Source organism: Legionella resiliens (genome assembly GCF_021344005.1).
In the GTDB taxonomy this organism is placed as follows: domain Bacteria; phylum Pseudomonadota; class Gammaproteobacteria; order Legionellales; family Legionellaceae; genus Legionella; species Legionella resiliens.
This window is the reverse complement of the sequence record NZ_JAJTND010000004.1, coordinates 713,021-737,939: the sequence shown is the minus strand read 5'-3', so window position 1 is coordinate 737,939 and position 24,919 is coordinate 713,021. Positions and strand designations below refer to the sequence as shown.

The window sequence follows — 24,919 nt, the reverse complement described above, 5'->3', positions numbered from 1 at the left end:
AAGAAGAATTGGAGAGCTATACTCACTATAAGTATAAACCTTGTTTTAAAGTGAATACTTGTTGCTTTCAAGCGCTTCGCAGCGCAAAATAATGCAATATGCAAAAAACAAAACTTCCTAAAAGGACTAAAATGCACTCGCTCTATCCATCAATTAAACCTTATGCGCAACATGAATTAAAAGTCAGTGAATTGCATACGCTCTATCTTGAAGAAACAGGAAATCCAGAGGGGATTCCGGTTGTAGTATTACATCCGGGCCCAGGTGCTTCGTCTGGGGATGGTTACCTTAGGCGTTTTTTTGACCCACAACATTATCGCATTATACTTTTTGATCAACGCGGATGCGGACGCTCTACCCCTCATTTGGAAATTGGTGACAATACCACCAGTTTATTATTGGATGATATTGATGCCATCCGAGATTTTTTAGGATTATCTGAATTTGTATTATCTGGCGGCGGCTGGGGTTCTTTGCTTGCGTTACTTTACGCTCAAAAGTTCCCTCAACAAATTAAGGCCCTACAACTGCATCAAATTTTTTTAGGAAGACAACAGGATTTTGATTGGTTTTACAAGCATGGTGCCAACCTGGTTTATCCTGATTATTGGCATGAATTTATTAGTAGTGTTCCTGAAAACATGCTGGATCAAATTCCCAAATATTATGCCAATTGCCTGCAAGGCTCTAATGAACTGGCGCGCATGAGTGCAGCAAAATCATGGGCCTTGTGGGAAGCACGTTGCAGTAGTTTGCAACCTCATTTATATGTTATTGATCAATTTAGTGACCCACATTTTGCTCTGGCCCTTGCTACATTGGAATCCCATTACATCAACAACCATTTTTTCATTGAAGAAAATCAAGTAATGGCTAATGTGCATAAAATAAGGCACATCCCGACTTACATCGTACATGGTCGTTTCGATTTAATTTCTCCGCTAGCTGGTGCTTTTGAGCTTCACCAAGCAATTCCAGCATCCAATTTAAGAATAGTTCGTGATGCAGGACATTCAGATAGAGAATCGGGGATAATTGATGCCCTAATTTATGCGAGTAAAGAAATTTCCAGGCAAGGACTTGATGCATGTTGATTGTAATTCAAAGAGTAACACACGCCCGGGTAGATATTGGGGGTGAAACTGTTGGAAAAATAGATCTGGGGCTTTTGGTCCTCTGTGGATTTGAACCCGATGATACAGAGCATAACCTCAATAAAATGTTAGATAAATGCATCAATTATCGTATTTTTAGCGACGGCCAAGGGAAAATGAATATAAGTCTTAAAGAAGTTCAGGGTGGTTTATTATTAGTACCTCAATTTACATTAATGGCCGAAACTCAAAAAGGATTGCGTCCCAGTTTTTCAAATGCGGCACCGCCTGAACAGGGTCGACAATTATTTGACAATCTCCTGACGCGAGCCGCTCAGTTATATCCTCATACACAAAGTGGATGTTTTGGTGCTGATATGCAGGTTCATTTGTGCAATGACGGACCTGTGACTTTTTTATTAAAATTCTAATATTAACTGTTCAAGCGGAGCCTTAAAGCAACAAGCTACTATGATTGTATGCAAGAACATCAAACTCGTGTAACATCTTTCATTAAGTTAAATAATAAAAAAAATCATGCGATTAATTTCAATAGTTATCAGTTTTATCAGCAGTATCGTTTTAACTGGTTGTGTCTGGAAGGGAACTACTCCCACGGACCCTTTTGAACCTTTTAACCGAAAAGTATATAAATTTAATACCGCCTTAGACAACGCAATCTTAAGACCCTCCGCAAAAGTATATCGAACCGTCCTTCCTGCACCTGTTCGTAAAAGTGTAAATAATTTTTACAACAATTTAGATCTTATTCCAACCGTAGGAAATGATCTTCTACAAGCAGAGGGAAAGTGGGCAATTCGAGACTCCTGGCGATTCATTATAAACTCCTCTTTAGGTGTGGGCGGCTTATTTGATGTAGCCAAAACTTTTGGCCTACCCCCTCATTCTAATGATTTAGGGCTTACATTAGCCAAATGGGGCGATAAAGATTCCCCCTACCTGGTTCTTCCCTTGTTAGGTCCAAGTACTCTTCGAGATGGAGCAGGATGGTTATTTCAATTTGCATTATACAGCCCATATGTTTACATCAATGAAGATACAGTAGTTTACAGTTTGCTTGCTTTACGTGCAGTAGATTTACGTGCACAACTGTTAGATACTGATCAAATAATGGATGAGGCTTTGGATAAATATGCCTTTATGAGAGATGCCTACCTACAATATCGTAATCATCTTATCAGCGGTGCCCAACCAGATACCGGGGCTTTGTATGTAGATGATAAAAAAGCAGATCAGGAAGCTGCTGTAGAAATGGGTAATGATTATGTAGATGAATAAAATGAAGATAGATTCCTGGTTGCAAGCAACCAGGCTGTCTAACTGTCTCTTCATAACATCTCTGCCCACACCGCGGAGTAGAGTTGGACTGGTTTCCCAGAGCTGCGTATAAATTCAGTTGCAAGCACCCAAGTTTTCTAAACTGTTTCGACTTTCATCCAATAGTAATTATGAAGTTCGTGTTAATTAATAACTTTTTAAATACGGAAAGAAGAGAAAAAAGAGCCCATTATCTCTATAAATTCTTCGCGCTCTTGTTGGCTTTTTCCAAAAAAAATCTCTTTATTGTCCCTTATTTTTTGAAAAAAGCCATACAAAAATTCTTTCTTAATGGGTTCATTGCTTAGTTCAATTTCCTTTTTAAGCTCTACTCTAATAACCTTATAATCCTCATCTAATAAAAGTGAATACTCTTCAAGTATGATTATATCTTTCCCTTTACTCTTATATCCATAATAAAGTTTTTCAAGTATGTTCCAATGGTTAGATAAAAATGACATCACATCGTTGTGTTTCTCAAGATAGGTCAGCATCGGCTTTAAATCACCTTGGGTTAATTTCATGAAGGCTTCAAGGTATAATGCAAAGCGTGTTGTTAGACGATTATTCGCATCTCTATCAAAAATCGGATGGGTCCTTGCTAACAAGGATCTGAGTTCTGTAGAAAAGGCTAAGATTAACTCTTTGTCTTGATAGCTTTGTATGTAAGAAAAAAGTTCACTCTGGGGATTAAAACTTCCCTGGATGACGTCTTTGATTAAATACATTTTTTTTAACAAATCTAGAAGTGTCATAAATAGAATCCCAGCGAACGTTTATAAACTATTATGCGTGTATCATTAAACGGTACATTATCGGGTTGAAATGTTGGCGAACGCAAGTAGTTTGGGTCATTTTGCCCCCACAGAAAGAGACTATAAAACAAGCAAGTAAGCCGAATGAAACAAGGTGAAGCTCAGATTTACAAACTAAGAATAGCAAAACTATATGTCTAAAATTTGGGGAGTGAGTTCACGCACACGATTAACAGTGTGCGGTGATTATATTGACCCTACTGAGTCATTGAAGAAGCTGTAAGGTAATTAGGCTCGGCATATCTTCTCAAGACAACGTAAAAAATCACCCGCGATATCGAGTTGTGTTTCTGCTTCTATTTCTCGCAGACACGTTGGGCTTGTCACATTAATTTCTGTTAAATAATCACCAATCACATCAATGCCAACAAAATATAAACCTTTAGCTTTAAGGGTAGGCGCTATTTGCTCGCAAATCCATCGGTCTCTTTCTGTAATAGGTACCACTTCACCTCGCGCACCTGCCGCCAAATTTCCTCGCAAGTCCCCTTCCGCAGGAATACGTGCCAATGCATAAGGAACAGGTTCTCCGTTAATTAATAAAATACGTTTATCACCCAATTGTTTTATTTCATGAATGTACTTTTGAGCAATAATGGTTTGCGTCTGATTTTTAGTTAAAACTTCTAAAATAACCGCCAAATTTTTCCCTTGTTCCTCAACAAGAAATACAGAATTTCCTCCCATTCCTTCCATAGGCTTAAAAATAACTTGTTTATGCTCTTCCCAAAAAGATTTTAATTGCTTCATATTTCGCGAAACAAGTGTTGCTGGACAACACTGAGGAAAAGTTAAAGTAAAAAATTTCTCATTTGCATCCCGTAAACTTTGTGGTTTATTCGCTACAAGAACTCCTTCACGTTCTGCGAGCTCCAGAAAATATGTAGTATAAATATACTCTGTATTAAAAGGAGGATCCTTACGCATCAAAATGACGTCAAATTCGCCTAAGGGTTTTTCAGATAAGCCTTTAATTGTCGCCCAATCCTTACTTTGCACATCGCCTATGCTTAAATCATAAACGTGTGCAAAAGCGCGCCCTTCCCTGCAGAATAAATCTTCTTGAGTAAAAACAACACAAGACCAACCCAGCTCTTGTGCTCTCTTGATCATAGCCAGAGTGGTATCTTTATAGGGTTTCAATTGGTGTAACGGATCCAGCAGTACAGCAAGCTTCATTATTCACCTCCAATAGCTGCAACTTCCCTTGCTGCAGCAAGTGCAGCCAATCGAGCAATTACCCCATAAACATAAAAACGATTGGATTCATCTAATTCAGTTAAATCATCACAAGGCATATTACACGCCTGTGCAAAAGCTAAAGGTTCAAAGTGCATACCTGGCGCATTCAGATTTTCATCAATACCCCGCTCTTGATGGACCCTATAAAATCCACCGACTACAAATTGGCCAATCATATAAACTACAGGCTCGGCAACAGCACCGTTTGGCATTGTTTCAAAAGTATATACACCCTCTTGGATAATGACTCTGTCTACTTTACGACCGCCTTTACTGGCTGACATTTTAGTGCGTTGTTTTCTATTTAATTGGCGAACTTCTTCAGCCTCATGCACCATCATCACACTCATGCCATAAGTGCCATTATCTGCTTTAATAACAACAAATGGCTTCTCTTTAATTCCATATGTCGCATATTTATCGTTCATTAAAGTGAGAATTTTCTCTACTTCGATTGCTAACCTATCTATACCCTCTTGAGCCATAAAATCCAAACCCTCTAGGGCACTAAAATAAGGATTGATTAACCAGGAGTCCATACCTACTAACTCGGAAAATTCTGTTGCAATCTCATCATAAAAATTAAAATGATTTGATTTTAATCGCGAAAACCAACCTAACTGTGCTGTAGGCCTTATTTTTTGCTGTATTCCTTGCAAAATCTCAGGAACGCCTTGGGATAGGTCATTATTCAGCATGAGAAAACATGGGTTAAAGTTAGCCAGACCTACTCGATCTCCCTGTCGTTGTATGGGCTCTAACAAGAGCACTTCTCCACTGTCAAGAACGACCTCTGTAGGTTCTTTAAGCTCAGGATCTAAACTGCCGATACGAACTACAAATCCAGCTCTTATAAAAATAGTTCGTAGTACATTAAGACTTTTTAAATAAAACTTATTGCGGGTATGACTTTCAGGAATCAGTAAAATTCTGGTGCAATCAGGAACATAATCGATTAATACTGATTGTGCTGCTTGAATACATAATGGAAGAAACTCAGGGTTCAAATTATTAAAACCAGCTGGAAATAGATTAGTATCTACAGGCGCCAGTTTAAATCCAGCATGCCGCAAATCAACTGATGAAGTTAATGGCGGAGGAGTTTCTTTCCATTGGTGTCTAAACCAAGCTTCAATTGCTGCTATTTGATTTAAAACAATTTTTTCCACATGAAACAATGGTCCAGAATGTGCTGTAGTCAAATGAGGAACAGGGATTTCATGAACATTCATGATTACTCTCTTTTTATTTTTTTCGATGATGTTACCGAGGTTAACACAGAAATAAAAGATCTTATTGATTTTCTGTTATTATATAGCAAGTTAGATTTTTGTGCTCAATATAATCTTTTAATTGCATGATATTGCTAACGGAATAAGTTTTGTTCGACTTAAATGTCCAACAAACATTGATTCGAGTTTTCGAAGAAGTCCATTAACAAACTAAAGGAATCTTATTCATGATCAACGAGCTAGTGCAACAATTTTCCACGCAAATACAAACTTTTTTATATATCATGATGCTCATCAATGGTATTTTACATTTGATTTTTGCTGGCGCTGTCGCCCATGATGCTGGAAACATGAATCGAATGGGCCAAAAACCAGTTTTGGTTTCTGCAGCGACCTGGGCATTTGCAACGTTAATAGGTGGTGTGATCACGGCAACAATTTATTGGTTGCTGCATCACTCCACACTTACAAGACCGACTATAAGAGAGGTTCGCTATGACCAAACCTAATATTAAAACCATCGATGTGCATCAACTAAAAGAAATGATGGCGAATAATCCCAATCTTTGTTTAATTGACGTCCGTGAATTGGAAGAGTGGCAAGAGTTTCATATATCTGGAGCACTCCACATTCCTAAAGACATCATTGCATCGTCGATTGCAGCGACAATCCCCAATAAAGATCAACCCATTTATTTGCATTGCAAAGGTGGAGTGCGATCTTTGTTTGCTGCACAATCCTTAATGGATTTAGGGTATCAAGAAGTTTATTCGGTTGATGGTGGTATTATCGATTGGGCAATGTCGGGTTACCCTATAGAGCAGCAGAAAACATCCGAACTCCAATTATAATGTGACCTAGGCACAGCAAGCAGAATTCGGATGTTTGAAACAAATAACCCAAATCCTGCTTTGCTGTATCCAGACTACAAAATTTCGTAGCCTCATTATGGTGGTGTACTGATCACTACCTGCTCTACATCAATCTCAGATGGGGTTGAGGGAATCGTTTTATCTGCAAATAGACCTATGCGGTTCTTTGCTTTTTTATCTGAGTCTTTCAACTGTTTTTCTTGAGTCTGTTCAATCTGTTCCAACGTGAAATTTGCCACTTTTTTAACCAAGTCCTTCAGCACTTTTTCTACCTTATAATTCTTAATTTTTTGACTTGAGAAGGACTGTTTACTTAAATCCAGGTACCCTTTACTAGGATCTGAATCTATATATACATGGGAATGCATAAATTTACTTAGAGCTTCATACATATCGAGCAAATCTTTGGAGTCGGGGAAATTTTCCAGGGTAAGATTGAGTGAAGTTGTTAATGCATTATATAAAGTACTGTTCTCAGGAGATAGGAAAAATGCAGTTACAGTTCCTTGATAACTATCAAAAATTTGCTCACGAACATAAAAAGCGGCTGCATTGAGTATCCTTGTCTTTTCTGGGTTACCGGATTTATCAAGACAATTAAGTACTGCAAGTAAATACCTACACTGGATTGCTCGATCAGGATGTTTAATAGAAAGAGTCCTTAATGCTTTCGGTAAATTTTTTGCATCCAGTTTATGACTTTTTAATTCAGTTGCTATACTCTCCCTGATATACTTCGATAATGTATCATAGTCAACATACTGAAAACCCATTTCTGCTCTCCTTAAACTCCATGAATCGGGATTAGTAAAATTTACTCCAACGGGAAGTTTAAACTAATTCATAAAGCCAGTCATGCATTTTCTTTTTACTGCTTAATTAATTTTTAATCTTTAAAGTCAATAACATACAGTAATATTTCTAAGCATATCCTCGATTGATGGAATACCTTTTTTCTGTTTCAGGCAATACGGAAAAACTTAGGAAATTGGGGATAGACCTTTAAATTTTACCTATTTTGATTGCTTTTTACTCCCCTGTTGATTAATTTACACTTTTGTCCTGCAGGATGAGTTATGAAAAAATACATCTACTTCATTTTTCTTTTTCTAAGCTGCCTAAATACCTATGCGCAAATCAATCAACCCAAATTGGTTGTTCAACTGGTCATTGATCAATTACGCGGCGATTTAATCCAACAGCATCAGCAGCAATTTGGTCATGGAGGATTTAATTATTTATTAAGTCATGCCATTGATTATCATAATACCCATCATCTTCATGCTAATACAACAACGTGCGCAGGGCATGCGACTGTAGCAACAGGAAGTTTTCCAGCCTTACATGGTATCGTAAATAATGAGTGGTATGACCGAAAATCCCAACAACTGGTCTATTGCATGGAAGATTTAAAAACCAATATATTAAATACACCTCATACCCGTATTATCACTCCAGGACGTTCTCCTAAGAACTTATATACTTCAACCTTAAGCGATGAAGTCATTCTCTCCCAAAAAGGGCGTGCCTATGGGGTATCCTTAAAAGATCGTTCAGCAATAACTCTTGCAGGTCATGCAGGCAAAGCTTTTTGGTTTGATACAACCAATGGTGGTTTTATCACCAGCACTTATTACTATACGCAATACCCTCAATGGGTTAAGAAGTGGAACGAGAACTATCAGCCGCAAAACTATGATTGGATACTTGGCCGAGCCAAAGCAGAATATCAAAATGCCAATTCACCTGTTTTCCATCATGAAGATGAGCTTTTTGGTCAAAGTTTTCCACACCATGTAACACAAGCGCCAAGCCCTGAGTTTTTTAAATCTTTGTCTAGAACTCCCAAGGCTGACCAATTAACTGCAGATTTCGCAGAACATCTTTTAACCGAAGAACGATTAGGACAATCTGCCGGTAAAACCGATTATTTGGGTATAAGTTTCTCGGGAGTTGATGCGATAGGCCATCAATTTGGTCCTAATAGTCTTGAGTCCGAAGACAATTTATTGGAATTGGATAAAACTTTAGCACATCTTTTTACAGTCATTGATAAACAAGTGGGTCTAAAAAATACCCTTATTGTTCTTACTGCAGATCATGGCGTAAATGATGGGCCAACCTATCTCAAGGCGCATCATATGAATGAAATTAATCCCATTGATATCCTTAAAATGGAGCACTACATTCGTACTGTATTAAAGGAACAATATGCACTTCCAGAGCAAACTCTAATGTCGATTACACCGCCTTACATCTATCTCAATCATCAAGTCATAAATCAGCATAAGTTGAAACTTAATGAAGTAAAGAATTATCTTGCCCATGTTTTAACCCGGCAACCCGGAATATTCAAAGCGTATGCATTACCAATTACTGATATAGAAAAAGACTGGCTTAGTGCTAAGGTCGACAAAATGTATTATCCGGATCGGTCTGGGGATATTTATCTGATTCAACCCCCCAATCAATCCTATGGTAATAAAAGTATCGATCGCGTTGCCCATGGAAGTCCTTGGCAATATGACAGTTATGTCCCTCTTCTTTTCGTCCACCCGGATTTTAAAGCACAACGCATTTTTCGACCGACTTACACTCCAGATATTGCCCCCACTTTATCCGCTGTTCTTATGATAAAAAATCCATCTGCGGCTGTGGGTCAACCTTTGCAAGAAGTAGTACAGGCTTTTAATTAAAAATGCCTTTATCGAGAGACATTTAATCTGACTTGTCTCTTGAGCACAGCTCGTCTATGTCCCGTGGCTTGTCGGCGGGATATCAGACTAGAGCTGGATTGATCTTTCAACGAAGTGTATGAGATTCCGCTTTATGGAAATAATATAGAATATAACCATTGTTTGCCTATCAGATCAGCTAAACTTATATTAAAAGAAATGAGTGTGTTTTATTACTCTAAAAACCAGTGGTTTTGCATGTAAAGCCTAATATAAAGATTGAATTTAACACAAAAAAGCTTTAGTATTTGCACGAAATTTCTAACGATATCATCATGAATAAGCAAGCGATAATTATTGGGATTTCTGGCCCTTCTGCATCAGGAAAAAGTCTTTTAGCGAATACCATTGTTAATGAGCTTGGCTCAGAACAAGTAGTGGTTATTTCTGAAGATGCTTACTATAAAGATAATGGCCATTTGCCTTTCCCTGAAAGAGAAAAAATTAACTACGATCACCCCGATTCTTTTGATCATTCTTTGCTTTGCGAACATTTACGTCAATTAAGGGATGGAAGGCCTGTCGAAATTCCAATTTATTCCCACTCCAAACACATGCGCCTGCCTGAAACCAGAACAATTGGCCAACATGCCATTATTATTCTTGAAGGCATTTTACTCTTTAGCGATAAAGAATTACGGGAAATAATGGATATTCGAATTTTTATGTCCACTCCTTTAGACGTATGTTTAACCCGACGTTTAAAAAGAGATGTGGTTGAACGGCATAGAACTTTTGAATCGGTAGTACATCAATATGAAACAACAGTACGTCCTATGTACTTGCAGTTTATTGAACCATCCAGTCGCTACGCTGACATCATTGTTCCTCGCGGAGGAGAAAACAGGATTGCTATTGAAATGATTCAAGCCAAGATGCGTGAATTGTTAGCGTCACACACTAATTAATTTGAGGAGAGAATGGTGGGATTTTTAGCAGGTAAAAAGGCACTCATTATTGGTCTGGCCAGCAATAGATCGATTGCTTATGGTATTGCCAAAGCATTTCATGAGCAAGGAGCTGAATTAGCATTTACTTATCAAAATGAACGGCTGAAAGAGCGTGTGGAAACAATGGCAGCAGAATTCAATTCATCACTGACTTTTCCCTGCGACGTAGCCTATGATGAAGAAATCAATGCTCTTTTTTCTAATCTTCGCACGCATTGGGATCATTTGGATATCTTAATCCATTCTGTTGCTTATGCCCCAGCCGATCAAATCAGTGGCGATTTCGTAGAGTCCTGTACTCGTGAAGGTTTTAAAATCGCTCATGACATCAGTGCGTACAGTCTAATCGGTTTAGCACAAGCTGCTTTACCCATGATGGAAGGTACCGAAGGTTCTCTTTTAACGTTAACATACTACGGAGCTGAGAAAGCCGTACCCAACTATAATGTTATGGGCGTTGCCAAAGCCAGCCTTGAGGCCTCTGTACGTTATTTAGCATCAAGCCTAGGCTCTAAAGGTATCCGTATTAATGCCATATCTGCAGGTCCCATCAAAACGCTTGCTGCTGCAGGAATTAAAGATTTCCGTAAAATCCAAAGTGCTTATGCCAACATTACCCCGCTCCATAGAAATGTTACTATTGAAGAAGTCGGTAATACTGCGGCATTTCTATGTTCTAATCTCGCTTCGGGTATTACTGGTGAAGTAGTCCATGTAGATGCTGGCTACCATGCGGTATCTACTATGGGCGAACTTACTTAACTCACTGGAGTCTGTTAATCTGACTATCGTCACTTTTTTATTTAAATTTCTCCACGTACCGCGCTTTATGTGCGGTATCGAGAACGATAGTTTAAGATACCACTGAGCTCTTCTAATGCAAGATCCCGGGTACCGCGCATAAAGCCTGGGAGGTCCTCACAAAATTTAACCAGAAACCTTCTATTTTTTCGCCTACGTACTGCGCTTTATGCGCAGTATCCAGAACGATACTTTTCTATACTTTTTGAGTGCTGTTGCCAAGGCAAAATCTCATGGATACCGCGCATAAAGCGCGGTACGTAGGGAGTTATATAAAATACGTAGGGAATTATATAAAATACGTAGGGAATTATATAAATACATAGTGAGTTATATAAAATACGCAGGGAGTTATCTAAGAATAGGAGCAAATATTCCGAACTCTTATACTGAACATATTACGCTGCAGAAGAAACCTTCACTATTTTTCGCCTACGTACTGCGCTTTATGCGCAGTATCCAGAACGATACTTTTCTATACTTTTGAGTGCTGCTGCCAAAGCAAAATCTCATGGATACCGCGCATAAAGCGGGTACGTAGGAACAGTTTACTCTGTACCATTTTCATTTTAACTATTTCATATTTATAAGCTATTCTTTATAAACGCCCCCTAAAAAAGATCCATCATGCAGCAAATCAGCAGACTGATTCTATTTCTTTGGACTTTCGTTAGTATGAGCTCAATCGCATCAGCAGCTTCCTTTTCTTTAGACAATTTAGTTAAAGTAACACCAAAAAATGATACTCAATGCATACAGTACTACCTCTATAAAGGTGTTCTTTATTGTGATACAACAAAAACTGATACGCAGACTGTAGATCCTGAAATAAAGAACTATGAACAATTAAACATTGTATTTGATGATCGCCCTTGGCAAATGGCGTGGGGAAATAAAAATTCAATTGGGACAACAATTGAATACATTCCTGCAGGCGATAATATTAATGATTGGAATGAATTAGTTACAAGTCAGTTTTTCCCCGGATTGCAGAAAAAAATGACTCTGAAACAATTCGCAAATACCATGGTTGAAAATGTAAAATCTTTAGGGTACCAGCCTATTGTGAATTACCATGAAGATACGGAAGACAGGGTAATACTTGAAATGAGGATAGAAAAACCTCAAAATCAGGTTCAAGATGAGCTGGAAATGTTTCTCAAAGATGATCAAGGCATCTATCTTTTGCACTATGTGACTAAGAAAGCCGATATGGGAAATGAGCATAGAGAACAATGGCTGCACAATTTAAGAAATAGCAGGAAATTAAAATCTGCTCCAAATAAGAATAATATGCAATGATTAAGGATTTGGGGTATTAGGTTTAGGACCATCAATTTCGAAAGATGTATCATCTGCCCCTAAATTATTTTCTTGGCCTGAGATTTGTGCTGGTAGTCTTACTGGAGCACCACCTGAAGTGTTACGAAGAACCTCCATTTCACGTTGAGTATCGTTTGCATCATGAGTCATTTTCTCAATCTTTCTCAATTCTTCTTCAGTATCAATTGGATCAAAATCAAGATCAGATTTGATATCTACCTTTGGTGCTTCTTTTTCTGCATTTGCTTTAATCTGATCCCATTTATTAACCTTACCCATAATATTCTCGAAAAAAATTTACCTAAGAATATTATAGCCCATAATGCCTATGTCATGGTAGATTAAGAGAAATTGATTACACAATTTCTCCTGTATTTTTATATACTGTATCCAGGGCCTTTAAAGACTCCAGTAAAGGCTTCATTTTAGCCAAAGGCCAGCTGTTTGGACCATCACTCAAGGCGTTATCCGGATCAGGGTGGGTTTCCATAAATAAACCCGAAATGCCTGCAGCGACTGCAGCCCGCGCAAGAACAGGAACAAATTCGCGTTGCCCTCCAGAGACTCCGTTATTTCCTCCAGGCAATTGTACGGAATGCGTCGCGTCATAAACCACAGGGCATCCAGTTTCACGCATAATGGCTAAAGAACGCATGTCTGAAACCAAATTATTATACCCAAAACTCACACCGCGCTCACACGCCATAATCTGCTCATTCCCACATGCTTTTGCCTTGGCAATCACATGCTTCATTTCCCAAGGAGCGAGAAATTGCCCTTTTTTGATATTAACCGGTTTATTCATTGATGCAACTTTCTGAATAAAATTGGTCTGTCTGCATAAAAAGGCCGGGGTTTGTAACACATCAACCACACTGGATACCTCCAGCAAGGGTGTGTCTTCATGAACATCAGTTAAAACAGGAACGCCTACCTGATTTTTTACCTTTTCCAAAATGGACAATCCTTTTTCAAAACCAGGGCCTCTATAACTGGACATAGAAGATCGGTTTGCTTTATCAAACGAGGATTTATAGATAAAAGGAATCTGCAATTGACTGCATATTTCTTTTAAATAACCTGCTGTTTCCAAAGCCAGTTCTTCACTCTCAATGACACAAGGTCCTGCAATTAAAAATAAAGGTTTATCTAACCCTACTTCAAATCCACATAATTTCATTCTTGATTTTTTCCTTGATGTTTCGCACGAGCAGCAAGTACGAACTGTTTAAACAATGGATGGCTTGCTCTTGGAGTCGATGTAAATTCTGGATGAAATTGGCAGGCCAGAAACCAGGGATGATCCGATAACTCGACCATTTCAACTAAAGAATTATCTGCTGAGCGTCCAGAGATAATTAATCCATGCTCCACCAGGCTTTCAACATATTTATTATTAACTTCATAGCGATGACGATGACGCTCAACAATTTGTGGCTTTTCATAGACCTTACGTGCTAGCGTACCTTCTTCCAATTGACACATTTGCGCGCCCAAGCGCATTGTACCGCCTAAATCACCCTGTTCATCACGAAGCTGTTTTGAGCCATCTGCATCCATCCACTCATTAATTAATCCAAGTACAGGATATGGGGTATCTTTATTAAATTCAGTGGAGTTCGCTTCTTTTAAACCCGCAACATTCCTGGCAAATTCAATGACTGCTGTTTGCATTCCCAAACAAATACCCAGGAAAGGAACTTTATGCTCTCGAACATATTGGATTGCTTTAATCTTGCCTTCAACACCACGCTCCCCAAAACCACCTGGAACAAGAATGGCATCGATACCTTCCAGAAGCGAAGCGCCGTGTTTTTCAATTAACTCAGCATCCAAATAAACAATTTCAACTTTAGTTTGAGTATGAAGTCCGGCATGCAGCAAAGCCTCATTAATGGATTTATATGCATCATTCAATTCAATATATTTGCCTACCATGGCAATTTTTACAGTCATGGTTTGAACGGCCCGCATTGCCACCACGCGATCCCATTCACTTAAATCGGCAGGTTTTACCTCGAGACCCAATTTTTTCACAACAATGTCATCGAGTCCGTGCTCATGTAATACTCTTGGAATTTGATAAATACTTGGCGCATCTTCAAGCGGAATAACCCCTTCTTTCTCCACATTGGTAAACAATGCAATTTTAGCGCGATCAGACATAGGCAACGCTTTTTCCGAGCGGCAAATCAAAATATCAGGTTGGATACCTATAGAGCGTAATTCCTTCACTGAGTGTTGCGTTGGCTTTGTTTTTGTCTCACCCGAAGTAGCAATATAAGGCACTAATGTCAAATGGATAAATAAGGTTCTTTGTGAGCCTAGTTCAATGCGCATTTGGCGAATTGCTTCAAGAAACGGTAATGATTCGATGTCCCCTACAGTCCCGCCAATTTCAACCATTGCCACATCGAAACCATCGGCACCTAATTTGATGCATCGTTTGATCTCATTAGTAATATGGGGGATTACCTGAACTGTGCCCCCTAAATAATCACCTCTTCTTTCTTTTTTAATGACATTTTCATAAATTTTTCCTGAGGTAAAATTATTACGCTTTGTCATCGTTGTATTTACAAAACGCTCGTAATGTCCCAAATCCAGATCCGTTTCGGCACCATCATTGGTCACAAAAACCTCACCATGCTGGAATGGGCTCATAGTCCCGGGATCAACGTTAATATAGGGATCAAGCTTAATCAATGTTACTTTAAGACCACGCGCCTCAAGAACTGCAGCAAGCGACGCAGCTGCAATACCCTTTCCTAAGGAAGATACCACTCCACCTGTAATAAAAATAAAATTTGTCATAATTGACCTTGTATCCTGCTAATTAAGTACTGTTCATAGAAAAATAGAAAATCGGTTATATTGTAGCCTGAGTTAATTAGAGCGGCCCCTAGGGTTCTCTAAAACCCGGGTTAAGGTTTCGCCTAACCCAGGCTACAATAGCTGGGAATTACATCAAATCAGGATATCGAACCTAATTTATCGCCAATAAATGTCCCAGTTTCTCTTTTTTAGTTTTTAAATATCTGTGACTTTCCTTAGTAGGTTCTATTTCTAAAGGCACTCTTTCCATAACCTTTATTCCATAACGATCCACAGCAGCAATTTTTGAAGGGTTATTAGTTAATAACCTTATTGCATCAATACCAAAATATTTGAGCATTTGATAAGCAATAGCATAATTTCTACTGTCAACAGGAAGACCTAGTTGATGATTCGCATCAACAGTATCCCAACCTTGCTCCTGCAAGGCATAAGCTTTTAGCTTATTCGCCAGGCCAATTCCTCGTCCTTCCTGGCGTAAATAAATTAAAACACCACCTTCAGCAGCAATCAGTGCCAAAGATTTTTCCAATTGGTGACCGCAATCGCATTTACAAGAACCAAAAATATCACCTGTAATACATTCCGAATGAATACGCACCAAAGGCACTCGATTCGCAAATAGAGGCGGCTTTACCAAAGCAAAATGTTCTGCATCATCCAGTTCGTTTGCAAATACGGTCATATTAAAGTCACCTTTATTTTGCAAAGGAATACGTGTAGACGCAGCAGCGCTGACTAACACTTCATGGCGAATTCGATATTCTATCAAATCTTTAATCGTAACCAGAGGAATATTATGTTTCTTGGAAAATGAAACTAATTCATCACGGCGGCTCATGGTACCATCATCGTTAATAATTTCACAAATCACCGCAGCCGGAGTTAAGCCAGCAAGCCTTGCCAAGTCAACACTACCTTCTGTTTGACCTTGTCGTTCCAAAACGCCTTTTTTTCTAGCGCGTAAGGGAAAAACATGCCCTGGGGAAATGATATCAGCTGGACCGCTCTCTGGATTAATTGCGACTTTAATTGTTTGAGCCCTATCTTTAGCTGAAATCCCCGTTGAGACACCTTCTGCTGCCTCTATGGATACAGTAAATGCTGTGCCATAAGGTGATTTATTATTTTGCGCCATCATTGGCAATTGTAATTTATCAATCAATTCATCAGCCATAGACAAGCAGATTAATCCACAACCATGACGAGACATAAAATTAATTGATTCTGGCGTTGCATAATCTGCAGCCACGACCAGATCTCCTTCATTTTCCCTATCTTCATCATCCATTAAAATAACCATTTTACCGGCTTTGAGTGTTTCCACTGCCTGTTCTACTGTAGCTAATGAATACTTCATAACGCGACCTCATTTGATCCAGTGTTCATTTAATCCTCCTGCCAATCCAGACATGCTATCATATTGTCACCCATAGCATGCCAAGAAATAGTATGCGCTCGGTCAAATATCCCACTCTGCTGGTATGCTGAAATTGCATCGTGCTCCAAAATACTTGGAACGATATATAAATAAGTTCGATGAACTAACTTTTCCTGGTGCAGCGCACCAAAAAGAGCGCCTCCGGCTTCAACCCAAACATCATGATACCCCAACTCCCCCAGATGGCCGATCACAGCACCTAAATCCATTGCTCCATTTTTCATGGGCATTAAATACAAAGTACTATTGGGATAAGAAGCTTCCTGCTCATTACAATGATATATATGACAATGAGCTGCTGTTGAAAAAATCAGGGATTGTTGATTAAGACCCAACTGTCTATCAATAATTGCAACTGGTTTTGCTTGTTCTTTCTGGCCTAAACGCACATTCATCTTAGGATTATCCAGTTGTATTGTTCTAGCCGTAGTAAGAATTACATCCGTTGCAGCACGCATTTGATGTGTAAATTCCCCGCATTGGGTATTTGACAAAATAACACGTTCCCCTACTGCGCGGCCAATTTTACCATTCAATGTTTGTGCTATTTTTACCGTTACCCTTGGCATTTTGGTGGAAGTCCAGTGGGAGTAACTTTTATAAAATTCTGTAATTTCATCGACAGGATAATACGTTACCTTTATGCCATGGGCACGTAATTTATCTGAAGAATTATTTTTAGCAACGACAGGATTGGGATCTAAATAAGCAAAAACAACCTCTTCCACTCCATGATTAATAATTACATCGACACATGGCGGCGTTCTTCCCCAATGATTACAGGGTTCGAGCGAAATATATAGAGTAACCCCTGGCATTTTAGGAGGAATCTGTATTAACAATAATTGTTCTGCATGCGGGGTCCCTGCACCTCTATGGCATGCCTGTGCTATAATAGTTCCATTTTGCACAGCAACAGCGCCAACGCAGGGATTTGGGGCGCAATGGCCTTGTCCAAGTCGGGCCTGTTCAAGTGCTGCGAGCAAAAACTTTTTGTGCATTGTTTAGTACCTTTCTAAGATGCATGGTAACTGCTCACGCGCTAAATAGACGTCTTCCCAAGGACAAGCCTCGGGATAACGAGAAGAGATGAGTCGTTACGATGCGTGAATGATAACAAATTATTCAATTTTTGAGTAGCCTAATGATTAAATTGAAAATTAAGAAAAACATCTGTTGGATACTGTTAGCAACCTTTCTTGTTCACCCCGCTTTCTCTGCGGGGCTTTCCCCCTATTCAACGAGTGAGCTGGAACAATTAGAAAAAGAATTCGTACAACAAATTAATCAGTCGGAAAGTGTGGAACGAAGCCCGTTGGCAAGCCAATACATTAATCGTATTGGGAAAAATCTTGCTCATGCGGGTCGTATTAAACCACCTGATTTCTTTATAGTGAAATCAAATGAAATCAACGCCTTTGCAGGTCCTGGTGGACATATAGGGATTAATTCACAGCTTATTTTAACCACAAGCAGTGAAAGTGAACTTGCGGGAGTCATGGCCCATGAGATCGCGCATGTGCGTTTGCATCATCTCTACAGGATGATTGAACATCAAAAACAAATGCGTATTCCTATGCTTGCCACCATACTGGCCTCTGCAGCTTTAGGTGTAATCAATCCCACGGTTGGAATGGCGGGAATGATGGGCGCCATGACAGGATTTTCCCAAGATAACATCAATTTTACCCGTTCTAAAGAAAAAGAAGCGGATAGAATTGGAATCGATATGCTGATTAAAGCGGGATATAACCCTCAAGGTATGGCCGCTTTTTTTAAAAAAATGCAGGAAAACTCTCGTTATTATTACACTGCAAATGTACCTGCCATTCTACGCACTCACCCTCTTGATGGGGATAGAATCGCTGAATCAGAAAATCGAACCGCACAATTTTCGCACAAAAAATACATAGACTCTCCCGAATATCCATTGGTTAAAGAATTAATCCGCACTTCAGTCATCCGCGATCCTAAAATGTTACTTGATTATTATGCGTATCAATGTAACAAAAAAACGCCTGCTTATGCTTGCCAATATGGTCATGCCCTTGCCTTAATCAATAATAATGATTATGCAAAAGCAGCTGCAATTTTAACGCCTTTATTGGTACAAAATAACAATCTGTATTTTCAAATTGCTATGGCACAAACTGAAACAGGATTGTCCCAACATAAAGCAGCACTCTCCCGATTGGAAGAAATACAAAAAAATTACCCGGACAACTATGCGGCACTTATGGCATACGCCCAAGGTTTATTGGCTGCAAATCAGCATGAAAAAGCAACAAGCATCCTGCTTAAAGGCAGCAGGAAATACAAACAGGATCTTGTTTTATGCCGTGAGTTAGCTCGAGCCCAAGCGCAATCACATCAAAAAGGCTACGCCTATTTTACCCAGGCTCAGTGCTTACTTCTTGAAGGACAAAAAAGAGCAGCAGTAGCTCAACTTAAAGTAGCCCGTAGTCTTGCAAAAAATGATTCTTATTTATTAGCGAGGATTTCTGCAAAAATTGATGAAATTGTAAATTAAAAGTAGCCTGGGTGCGCGTAGCGGAACCCGGTTTTGGTCCTACAGACCTTCACCCAGGCTACATATACTGGCCTAATCTCGAAAATTCTCATACTGCAGTGGCAATTTGATATCTGATTTTTTTAAAAGCGCAATTGTTTCTTGCAAATCATCACGTTTTTTACCGGTAACCCGAATTTTATCACCCTGAATAGAAGCTTGAACTTTAACTTTGGAGTCTTTAATACATTTCACGATGTCTTTAGCTGTAGGCTGATCTATTCCCTGTTTAAACGTCATATTCAAGGAATAAAATTTTCCACTATGCACTGGTTCATCTTCTATATCCACTCCAGAAGCATCAAGATTACGTTTACTGCAGTGATTACGGAATAAATCCTCTAGTTGTCTGACCTGAAAGTCGGATTCAGCCCGTAATGTCACGGTCAAATCTTTAAGTTCTATACTTGACTCTACTCCTCGAAAATCAAAGCGAGTACCCATCTCACGCAAAGCGTTATCCACAGCATTACGTAATTCAACCATATTTGTTTCAGAGACAATATCAAAAGAAGGCATAAGTGACTCGTTCAAGTTAAAAATGTAATTTAACAAAAAACAGAATGTTGCACCATATTTGCAAATATCAATTTCGCGAATGTTGCATATTTGTGTAAAGAGTGTTATCAAATTAATTGGTTCAAAAATATTCTATTTAGCTACCAACCGTACAATAACGTTAGGTTATTCTATCTCAAGGAGTGAGAAGTATGGCAAAGGAAAAAAGGGAGTATTACACCTCATATCAGTCTCAACAGCATCAATCTCGTTTTTGGGTCCATTCAGAATCCTGTTATACTGAGGAAGAATTAGAACAAAGAACTTGGATTCTTAAAACACGCAGTAATTCAGGAATTCATCCAGATTATTTATCGAACCCAAGCTCCTGGTTCGCTGATGACTCCCAGGCCTTAATCAATGTTTATGAACATTCCTGGTTTTACTCTAATGCATTCAGGACCCGTCACGTTTTAACCCGAGATGACTTCCACGTTCAACCTATTGATAGCCAGCGCCTCCAATGGACTGCTTTATATGACTTAATGCAAAGAACCGGAGATTATTTATTATTAAGGAATCAGGCGTTACCTCAAACTCATTTAAATCAACCTATGAATTTTTTCTTATTGGATCTGAATCATATTTTGAAAGGAATAAGTCAAAATTCAAATATCAGACAAACAAGAGACCAATTGGAGCATGTCACTCGCTACGTGCGTACTATTGAAAAAAACATTTCCCCCTTTGCAGGCTCAGATCGACTCTTTTTAGCTAATTTCCGCAGCACAATTGATGATGAAATCCACCCACAGTTAACGCATAGGATTGAATCTCAATTGTTAAGAGATCGCCTTGGTGAATTATCCAAAACCATTGAGCAATTATCTACTGAACGCAACAGAATACTCCATTTTGCTCTGAATACGAATCAAGTTAATCCTCACCCTTATACTTTTGCAATCGATAAGCCGGCAGATTTAAAAGCCTATCCCACTCAAGCTGTAAAAGAATGCGGGAAAAGTTCAACTGCTGTCGTAGAAAGACCTATATCTATTTTGCAGTTAACGGGTAAAGAGCTTAAAGATTGTCCCAATTTCCAGTTAATCAACATGCAAGATAAAGTGTTAGATCATTATGCCAAAGCGATAACTGATTTAAATGAGCTCGACCAATTTCAAAAAGTCATTACGCAAACAATGGACCTCTTGGGACAAGCAGGTGAAGTGTATACGGTTTTTCAATTTAAGGAGCAACTATCTTTATTATTGAGACAAATTGAACATTTTATTGATGAATCATCCTTTCATATAGAAGAAATTATTCATGCAAATACGCTTGCTTATCACAAAGCGATTCACGAAGAACAAAATTTATCGCTTCTAAAAAAATGGTTAACATCTGAGCAAGAAAAATTAAACACATTCATAGAAAATCAAGATACTTTGGCACAATTTCCATCAACAAAAACCGATCTTGCAAAAACCAATCAAGCATTAAAACAGCAAGTCAATTATGTTATTGGCCATTTAAGTGGTCATAAAGTAAAAAGCACTGACTTTGCAACACTTGCTGGACAAGCTCAGGAGTTAAATGAACTGATGGATTCAATGCATCGTTGGATCACATTCCAATACAAACTCAAGGGTCTGCAACCACCACAAGAACCGGAAAAACTGGGATTGTTGCCGACACGAACATCGCAGTCAAAATCCCATCACCATTCCCAATTACGTCCATCATTCTTCGAATCGAGCTCAAAAACCTCTGCATTTGATGATTGTGTTCAACCCAACTGGACTTATGAAACGTCAGTATGTCCTCCTGTCCCTCCAGTGCCGCCCCAAGCTATAGCCGCCTGCAGCGAGCAGGATATGGCTGTATGCCAAGCTCAGGAATATGAAACACCTCCCGCCGCTTTTTATCTTGGCTTAATTGTCTTAATTCCTATCGGACTCCTTGCATTTTATCTGTTGTATCAAACACTCAATAAATCCGAATCCAAAGTGAAAGTTCTAGGAAATAAACATGAATATGAGGGAATAAAAACTGAATTAGATGATTTTATTGTAACAATTCAAAGAGATAAACGCATGCATGATTCGGAGATAAAGTGTCTCTTCGAAGAGTACATCGAAAAATACGACGAGTTAAACAAACGAGCGCAAAAGGAAATTTATGATATAGAAGAATTAACAGAACTATATGAAGACATAAAATGCTTTTATGATGATTACTGTCCTAAATCAGCCAAAGCAACCTCTCTTACTTGTTAGGTAAAACGCTCTAATAGACATGAGATAAAAGCAAAATGCCTTGGTTCTGAAAATCCAATACTCTACGTTCCGCGCTTTATGTGCGGAATCCAGCTCCTGTCTTCATATACTATCGATCTGGATGCCGTGCATAAGCACTGCAAGTAGGGAAAAAGATATGTACTAGGTAAACGCATTGTAAACAACTATAATTAGGTTATTTAGCATATCAATTTAATTTCTTCTCGTATAATTTTCCTATAACGAGAAGGATAAACTACGGCAGTAACTAGTTGTGAGAGCATTTAAAAATAATTTTCAATCCTTATTAAGATTAGCTATTCCACTAATTCTCACCGGATTATTGCAATCTTCTGTTTACTTTTTTATAACTATATTCTTAGCTCATGTTAGCCAAGATGCATTAGCAGCAGGCTCACTGGTTGCCTGGCTATTTGGGACGTTTAACATCATTGTTATCGGTATATTAAATGCAATTAATGTCTTGGTAGCTCATCGACATGGTGCTCAAGATAGACATGGAATTTCTTTAGTGTTTCGAGATGGATTTTGGTTAGCCTGTATCTTGACCATTCCTGCATGTTTTTTCTTTTGGCATATTTCTCCCCTGCTCTTATATCTCGGCCAAAACCAAGCTTTAGTGAAACTGACTGAATCCTATTTGCATGCACTTACATGGGGATTATTCGCGAATTTTATTACTGTGGTACTCATGGAGTTTGTTATTGGACTTGGCAAAACTCGGCTTGCCCTGTTCTTTAGTGCATTAAATGTCTCTTTAAATATTTTGTTTAGTTTTGCTCTAATTTTTGGAAAATTTGGCTTGCCAGCCATGGGGGTTTCAGGTGCAGGTTGGGGTACAACTATAGGTTTGTGGGTTACCGTATTATTTTTCTCTTGGTATATTTTTACAAATAAAAACTATAAACCCTATACTCGCCTGCTCTTTACCTACGTCAAACCATTCTATTTGATTGAGCTACTCAAAATTGGGACTCCTTTAGGAATGATGTATTGTGTTGAAATTGGCTTTTTCTTTGTTTTGATTTTAATTATGGGTTCACTGGGTAATCAATTGTTGGCAGCTAATCAAATCACATTACAATATTTATGTATTTTGACGTCTATTATTTTTTCAATAGCCCAGGCAATCACTGTACGCATGGGGCATTTACTGGGGGAAGGGGATGTAATTAGCGCAAAACATGTAGGTTATATCGGTACTTTTACCTCTGTATTTTTTATGTTTAGTGCCGCACTTATTTATTGGTTTTTTCCTAAATTACTTATCGCTATTGATTTTGATATTCATGATCCTGGTAACCAGGAAATGTTACATTTTGCAATCCAACTTCTGGCAGTTAGTGCCGTATTTCAAATATTCGAATCAGCCCGTATCTCGCTATTTGGCGCTTTACGTGCGTTAAAAGATACACGTTATACCTTAATCATTTCAATGATTGGCTTTTGGGGAATTGCGTTACCTATAGGTTACTTGTTTGCAATTCCTCTGCAATGGGGAGGCATTGGCCTCTGGTGGGGTATGTCATTAGGTGCAGTCATCAGTGTTTTATTGCTCTATTGGCGGTTTAATTTTAAAATGCAGCATTATCAACCAGAAATTGGATAAATCTTGAAAAAACCTGTTTTATTTTTTCTTTTTCTAGTCACCTCTTATTCAGGATTTTCTTTAAATAGTCCGGAGTTAAAATCCTATAAATATACTTTCTCCAAAAAAGAAAATTTTAAGGTTTCTTTCGCTGATTATCCCAAAGGCGAAGAAAAGTTCTTTGAACTTCAATTTAAAAACGACGCTAAATTACCTTATGAAATTAATACTTCCCTTCATGCATTAAAAATTTCAGGCAATAATCATAGTGATGATTTATTCATGTATGCTTATAAAAAGGTAAAGGATTTAAAACCTAATACAACCTACCGCGTCAGTTTTTCTTTAGAATTTGCCTCGAATGCTCCTGATGGTTCTACGGGTGTAGGAGGCTCCCCGGGTGATTCGGTTTATGTAAAAATTGGAGCTGTATCTCATAAACCCCTTCGATATGTGGATGACCTTAATCATTACAGAATCAATTTGGATAAAGGAAATCAAGCTCTTGATGGAAAAGATATGCTCACTATTGGATCATTTGGGGTAGACACTGCAAATTCTGTTTATCGATTAAAGACATTACCTTACTTACCCACAGAAGAAATACAAACTAAGCTCGCCAACTACACAACCAGAACCAATGATAAAGGTGAGGTATGGTTAGTTCTCGGTACGGATTCTGGATTTGAAAGTACAACTACAATTTTTTATACCAGTTTATCTGTAACATTCAAAGAACTAATTGAGGAATCAAAATAAAGTCTTTTTTTACTCTTAAAATGAAAGCCAAAATATAAGTATAGGTTCGAGTTCTCCGCGACTCTCCGAACCTATATATTTTGGGTCATCATTTCATCAACCAAAATAAACTTTGTACAATAAAAATAGGCCGATGATTAACGTAATTACCCCGCTTGTGATAAACGCTCCCGATTTATTTATCATTTTATTCCAAACTTTATACACAGTATCTGGACAATAGAGCCTAAACAAACCGCCAATGAGTATCAGCCAAGCAAAGACTGTTACTATGACTGGCCAGCCCATTACCCATACATTGTGGCTTAGAACCATTAATAATCCAATAACTAATGTGATTATACCAACAACTAACATGACAGCTCGTTGCCCCATCAATTCCCTCATGGCGGTGACTACAACTTCACGTCGTACAAGTAAAAGCAAGCTCATAATTACCAAATACCAACCTAGTACTGAAGCTAAAAAATTGGTATACATAACCATCTCCTGAAAAACATCTCTCCTATATAAATTATAGTGCAATATA

At 38.5% G+C, this 24,919-nt stretch carries 24 protein-coding genes; 13 read left to right on the top strand and 11 right to left on the bottom strand.

What is annotated here, in order from left to right; all coding sequences use genetic code 11:
• Positions 1 to 131: 131 nt before the first annotated feature.
• The 3 genes from pip (at position 132) to LXO92_RS08730 (ending at position 2,393) form a co-directional block, all read left to right on the top strand.
• Entirely contained in the window at positions 132 to 1,094 is a 963-nt protein-coding gene (gene pip, locus LXO92_RS08740) for a prolyl aminopeptidase (protein ID WP_182352290.1), read from the top strand.
• Positions 1,088 to 1,525, top strand: a complete 438-nt coding sequence (gene dtd / locus LXO92_RS08735; protein WP_182352288.1) for a D-aminoacyl-tRNA deacylase — start codon at positions 1,088 to 1,090, stop codon at positions 1,523 to 1,525. The genes pip and dtd overlap by 7 nt, the downstream gene beginning before the upstream one ends.
• 106 nt (positions 1,526 to 1,631) lie before the next feature.
• The gene (locus LXO92_RS08730) at positions 1,632 to 2,393 is read left to right on the top strand and encodes an MlaA family lipoprotein (RefSeq protein ID WP_182352286.1); all 762 of its coding nucleotides are present in this window, start codon (positions 1,632 to 1,634) and stop codon (positions 2,391 to 2,393) included.
• 197 nt (positions 2,394 to 2,590) lie between these two features.
• Here LXO92_RS08730 and LXO92_RS08725 read toward each other — a convergent pair whose 3' ends face one another.
• The 3 genes from LXO92_RS08725 to gshA form a co-directional block, all read right to left on the bottom strand.
• Complete coding sequence (locus LXO92_RS08725) at positions 2,591 to 3,187, bottom strand: hypothetical protein (protein WP_232890796.1); 597 nt, start codon at positions 3,185 to 3,187, stop codon at positions 2,591 to 2,593.
• 288 nt (positions 3,188 to 3,475) lie between these two features.
• The gene (gene gshB / locus LXO92_RS08720; protein WP_182352283.1) at positions 3,476 to 4,426 is read right to left on the bottom strand and encodes a glutathione synthase; all 951 of its coding nucleotides are present in this window, start codon (positions 4,424 to 4,426) and stop codon (positions 3,476 to 3,478) included.
• Positions 4,426 to 5,721, bottom strand: a complete 1,296-nt coding sequence (gshA, locus tag LXO92_RS08715; protein ID WP_182352281.1) for a glutamate--cysteine ligase — start codon at positions 5,719 to 5,721, stop codon at positions 4,426 to 4,428. Before gshA ends, gshB begins: the two co-directional genes overlap by 1 nt.
• Positions 5,722 to 5,948: 227 nt before the next feature.
• Here gshA and LXO92_RS08710 point away from each other — a divergent pair, with 227 nt between their 5' ends.
• A complete protein-coding gene (locus LXO92_RS08710; protein ID WP_182352279.1) occupies positions 5,949 to 6,230 on the top strand; it encodes a hypothetical protein in 282 nt (93 codons plus the stop codon).
• A complete protein-coding gene (locus LXO92_RS08705; RefSeq protein WP_182352278.1) occupies positions 6,217 to 6,573 on the top strand; it encodes a rhodanese-like domain-containing protein in 357 nt (118 codons plus the stop codon). Before LXO92_RS08710 ends, LXO92_RS08705 begins: the two co-directional genes overlap by 14 nt.
• A gap of 95 nt (positions 6,574 to 6,668) precedes the next feature.
• On the opposite strand, the gene LXO92_RS08700 is transcribed toward LXO92_RS08705, so the two are convergent.
• Positions 6,669 to 7,367, bottom strand: coding sequence for a hypothetical protein (locus LXO92_RS08700; RefSeq protein WP_182352277.1), 699 nt, complete (start codon positions 7,365 to 7,367; stop codon positions 6,669 to 6,671).
• A gap of 303 nt (positions 7,368 to 7,670) precedes the next feature.
• Between LXO92_RS08700 and LXO92_RS08695 the strand changes: the two genes are divergently transcribed.
• The 4 genes from LXO92_RS08695 to LXO92_RS08680 all read left to right on the top strand — a co-directional run bounded on the left by LXO92_RS08695 (position 7,671) and on the right by LXO92_RS08680 (position 12,382).
• A complete protein-coding gene (locus tag LXO92_RS08695; RefSeq protein ID WP_182352275.1) occupies positions 7,671 to 9,290 on the top strand; it encodes an alkaline phosphatase family protein in 1,620 nt (539 codons plus the stop codon).
• Between the two features lie 314 nt (positions 9,291 to 9,604).
• Positions 9,605 to 10,237 (top strand): uridine kinase, encoded by a 633-nt coding sequence (udk, locus tag LXO92_RS08690; protein WP_182352273.1) that lies wholly within the window; start codon positions 9,605 to 9,607, stop codon positions 10,235 to 10,237.
• Between the two features lie 12 nt (positions 10,238 to 10,249).
• Positions 10,250 to 11,041: an enoyl-ACP reductase FabI gene (locus LXO92_RS08685; protein WP_255666631.1), complete on the top strand. Its 792-nt coding sequence runs from the start codon at positions 10,250 to 10,252 to the stop codon at positions 11,039 to 11,041.
• A 714-nt stretch (positions 11,042 to 11,755) separates the two neighbouring features.
• A complete protein-coding gene (locus tag LXO92_RS08680) occupies positions 11,756 to 12,382 on the top strand; it encodes a hypothetical protein (protein WP_232890795.1) in 627 nt (208 codons plus the stop codon).
• Here the strand turns inward: LXO92_RS08680 and LXO92_RS08675 are convergent, their stop codons facing one another.
• The 5 genes from LXO92_RS08675 to ribD all read right to left on the bottom strand — a co-directional run bounded on the left by LXO92_RS08675 (position 12,383) and on the right by ribD (position 17,680).
• Positions 12,383 to 12,682, bottom strand: coding sequence for a hypothetical protein (locus tag LXO92_RS08675; protein WP_232890794.1), 300 nt, complete (start codon positions 12,680 to 12,682; stop codon positions 12,383 to 12,385). It lies immediately after the preceding gene.
• Between the two features lie 76 nt (positions 12,683 to 12,758).
• Positions 12,759 to 13,583: a 3-deoxy-8-phosphooctulonate synthase gene (kdsA, locus tag LXO92_RS08670; RefSeq protein WP_232890793.1), complete on the bottom strand. Its 825-nt coding sequence runs from the start codon at positions 13,581 to 13,583 to the stop codon at positions 12,759 to 12,761.
• Positions 13,580 to 15,217, bottom strand: coding sequence for a CTP synthase (gene pyrG, locus LXO92_RS08665; protein ID WP_182352268.1), 1,638 nt, complete (start codon positions 15,215 to 15,217; stop codon positions 13,580 to 13,582). The genes kdsA and pyrG overlap by 4 nt, the downstream gene beginning before the upstream one ends.
• 172 nt (positions 15,218 to 15,389) lie before the next feature.
• Complete coding sequence (gene ribB / locus LXO92_RS08660; protein ID WP_182352267.1) at positions 15,390 to 16,598, bottom strand: 3,4-dihydroxy-2-butanone-4-phosphate synthase; 1,209 nt, start codon at positions 16,596 to 16,598, stop codon at positions 15,390 to 15,392.
• Between the two features lie 29 nt (positions 16,599 to 16,627).
• Positions 16,628 to 17,680, bottom strand: a complete 1,053-nt coding sequence (gene ribD / locus LXO92_RS08655) for a bifunctional diaminohydroxyphosphoribosylaminopyrimidine deaminase/5-amino-6-(5-phosphoribosylamino)uracil reductase RibD (protein WP_232890792.1) — start codon at positions 17,678 to 17,680, stop codon at positions 16,628 to 16,630.
• 143 nt (positions 17,681 to 17,823) lie between these two features.
• Here ribD and LXO92_RS08650 point away from each other — a divergent pair, with 143 nt between their 5' ends.
• Complete coding sequence (locus LXO92_RS08650; RefSeq protein WP_182352264.1) at positions 17,824 to 19,209, top strand: M48 family metalloprotease; 1,386 nt, start codon at positions 17,824 to 17,826, stop codon at positions 19,207 to 19,209.
• 72 nt (positions 19,210 to 19,281) lie between these two features.
• On the opposite strand, the gene LXO92_RS08645 is transcribed toward LXO92_RS08650, so the two are convergent.
• Positions 19,282 to 19,767 carry a YajQ family cyclic di-GMP-binding protein gene (locus LXO92_RS08645; RefSeq protein ID WP_182352262.1) on the bottom strand — a complete coding sequence of 162 codons (486 nt, stop codon included), beginning with the start codon at positions 19,765 to 19,767 and terminating at the stop codon, positions 19,282 to 19,284.
• 191 nt (positions 19,768 to 19,958) lie between these two features.
• Between LXO92_RS08645 and LXO92_RS08640 the strand changes: the two genes are divergently transcribed.
• The 3 genes from LXO92_RS08640 to LXO92_RS08630 all read left to right on the top strand — a co-directional run bounded on the left by LXO92_RS08640 (position 19,959) and on the right by LXO92_RS08630 (position 24,390).
• Positions 19,959 to 22,022: a hypothetical protein gene (locus LXO92_RS08640; RefSeq protein ID WP_255666630.1), complete on the top strand. Its 2,064-nt coding sequence runs from the start codon at positions 19,959 to 19,961 to the stop codon at positions 22,020 to 22,022.
• A 274-nt stretch (positions 22,023 to 22,296) separates the two neighbouring features.
• A complete protein-coding gene (locus tag LXO92_RS08635; protein WP_182352261.1) occupies positions 22,297 to 23,652 on the top strand; it encodes an MATE family efflux transporter in 1,356 nt (451 codons plus the stop codon).
• Positions 23,653 to 23,655: 3 nt separating this feature from the next.
• A complete protein-coding gene (locus LXO92_RS08630; protein WP_232890791.1) occupies positions 23,656 to 24,390 on the top strand; it encodes a hypothetical protein in 735 nt (244 codons plus the stop codon).
• A 96-nt stretch (positions 24,391 to 24,486) separates the two neighbouring features.
• Here the strand turns inward: LXO92_RS08630 and LXO92_RS08625 are convergent, their stop codons facing one another.
• Positions 24,487 to 24,870, bottom strand: a complete 384-nt coding sequence (locus LXO92_RS08625; RefSeq protein WP_182352260.1) for a DUF308 domain-containing protein — start codon at positions 24,868 to 24,870, stop codon at positions 24,487 to 24,489.
• Positions 24,871 to 24,919 lie beyond the last annotated feature (49 nt).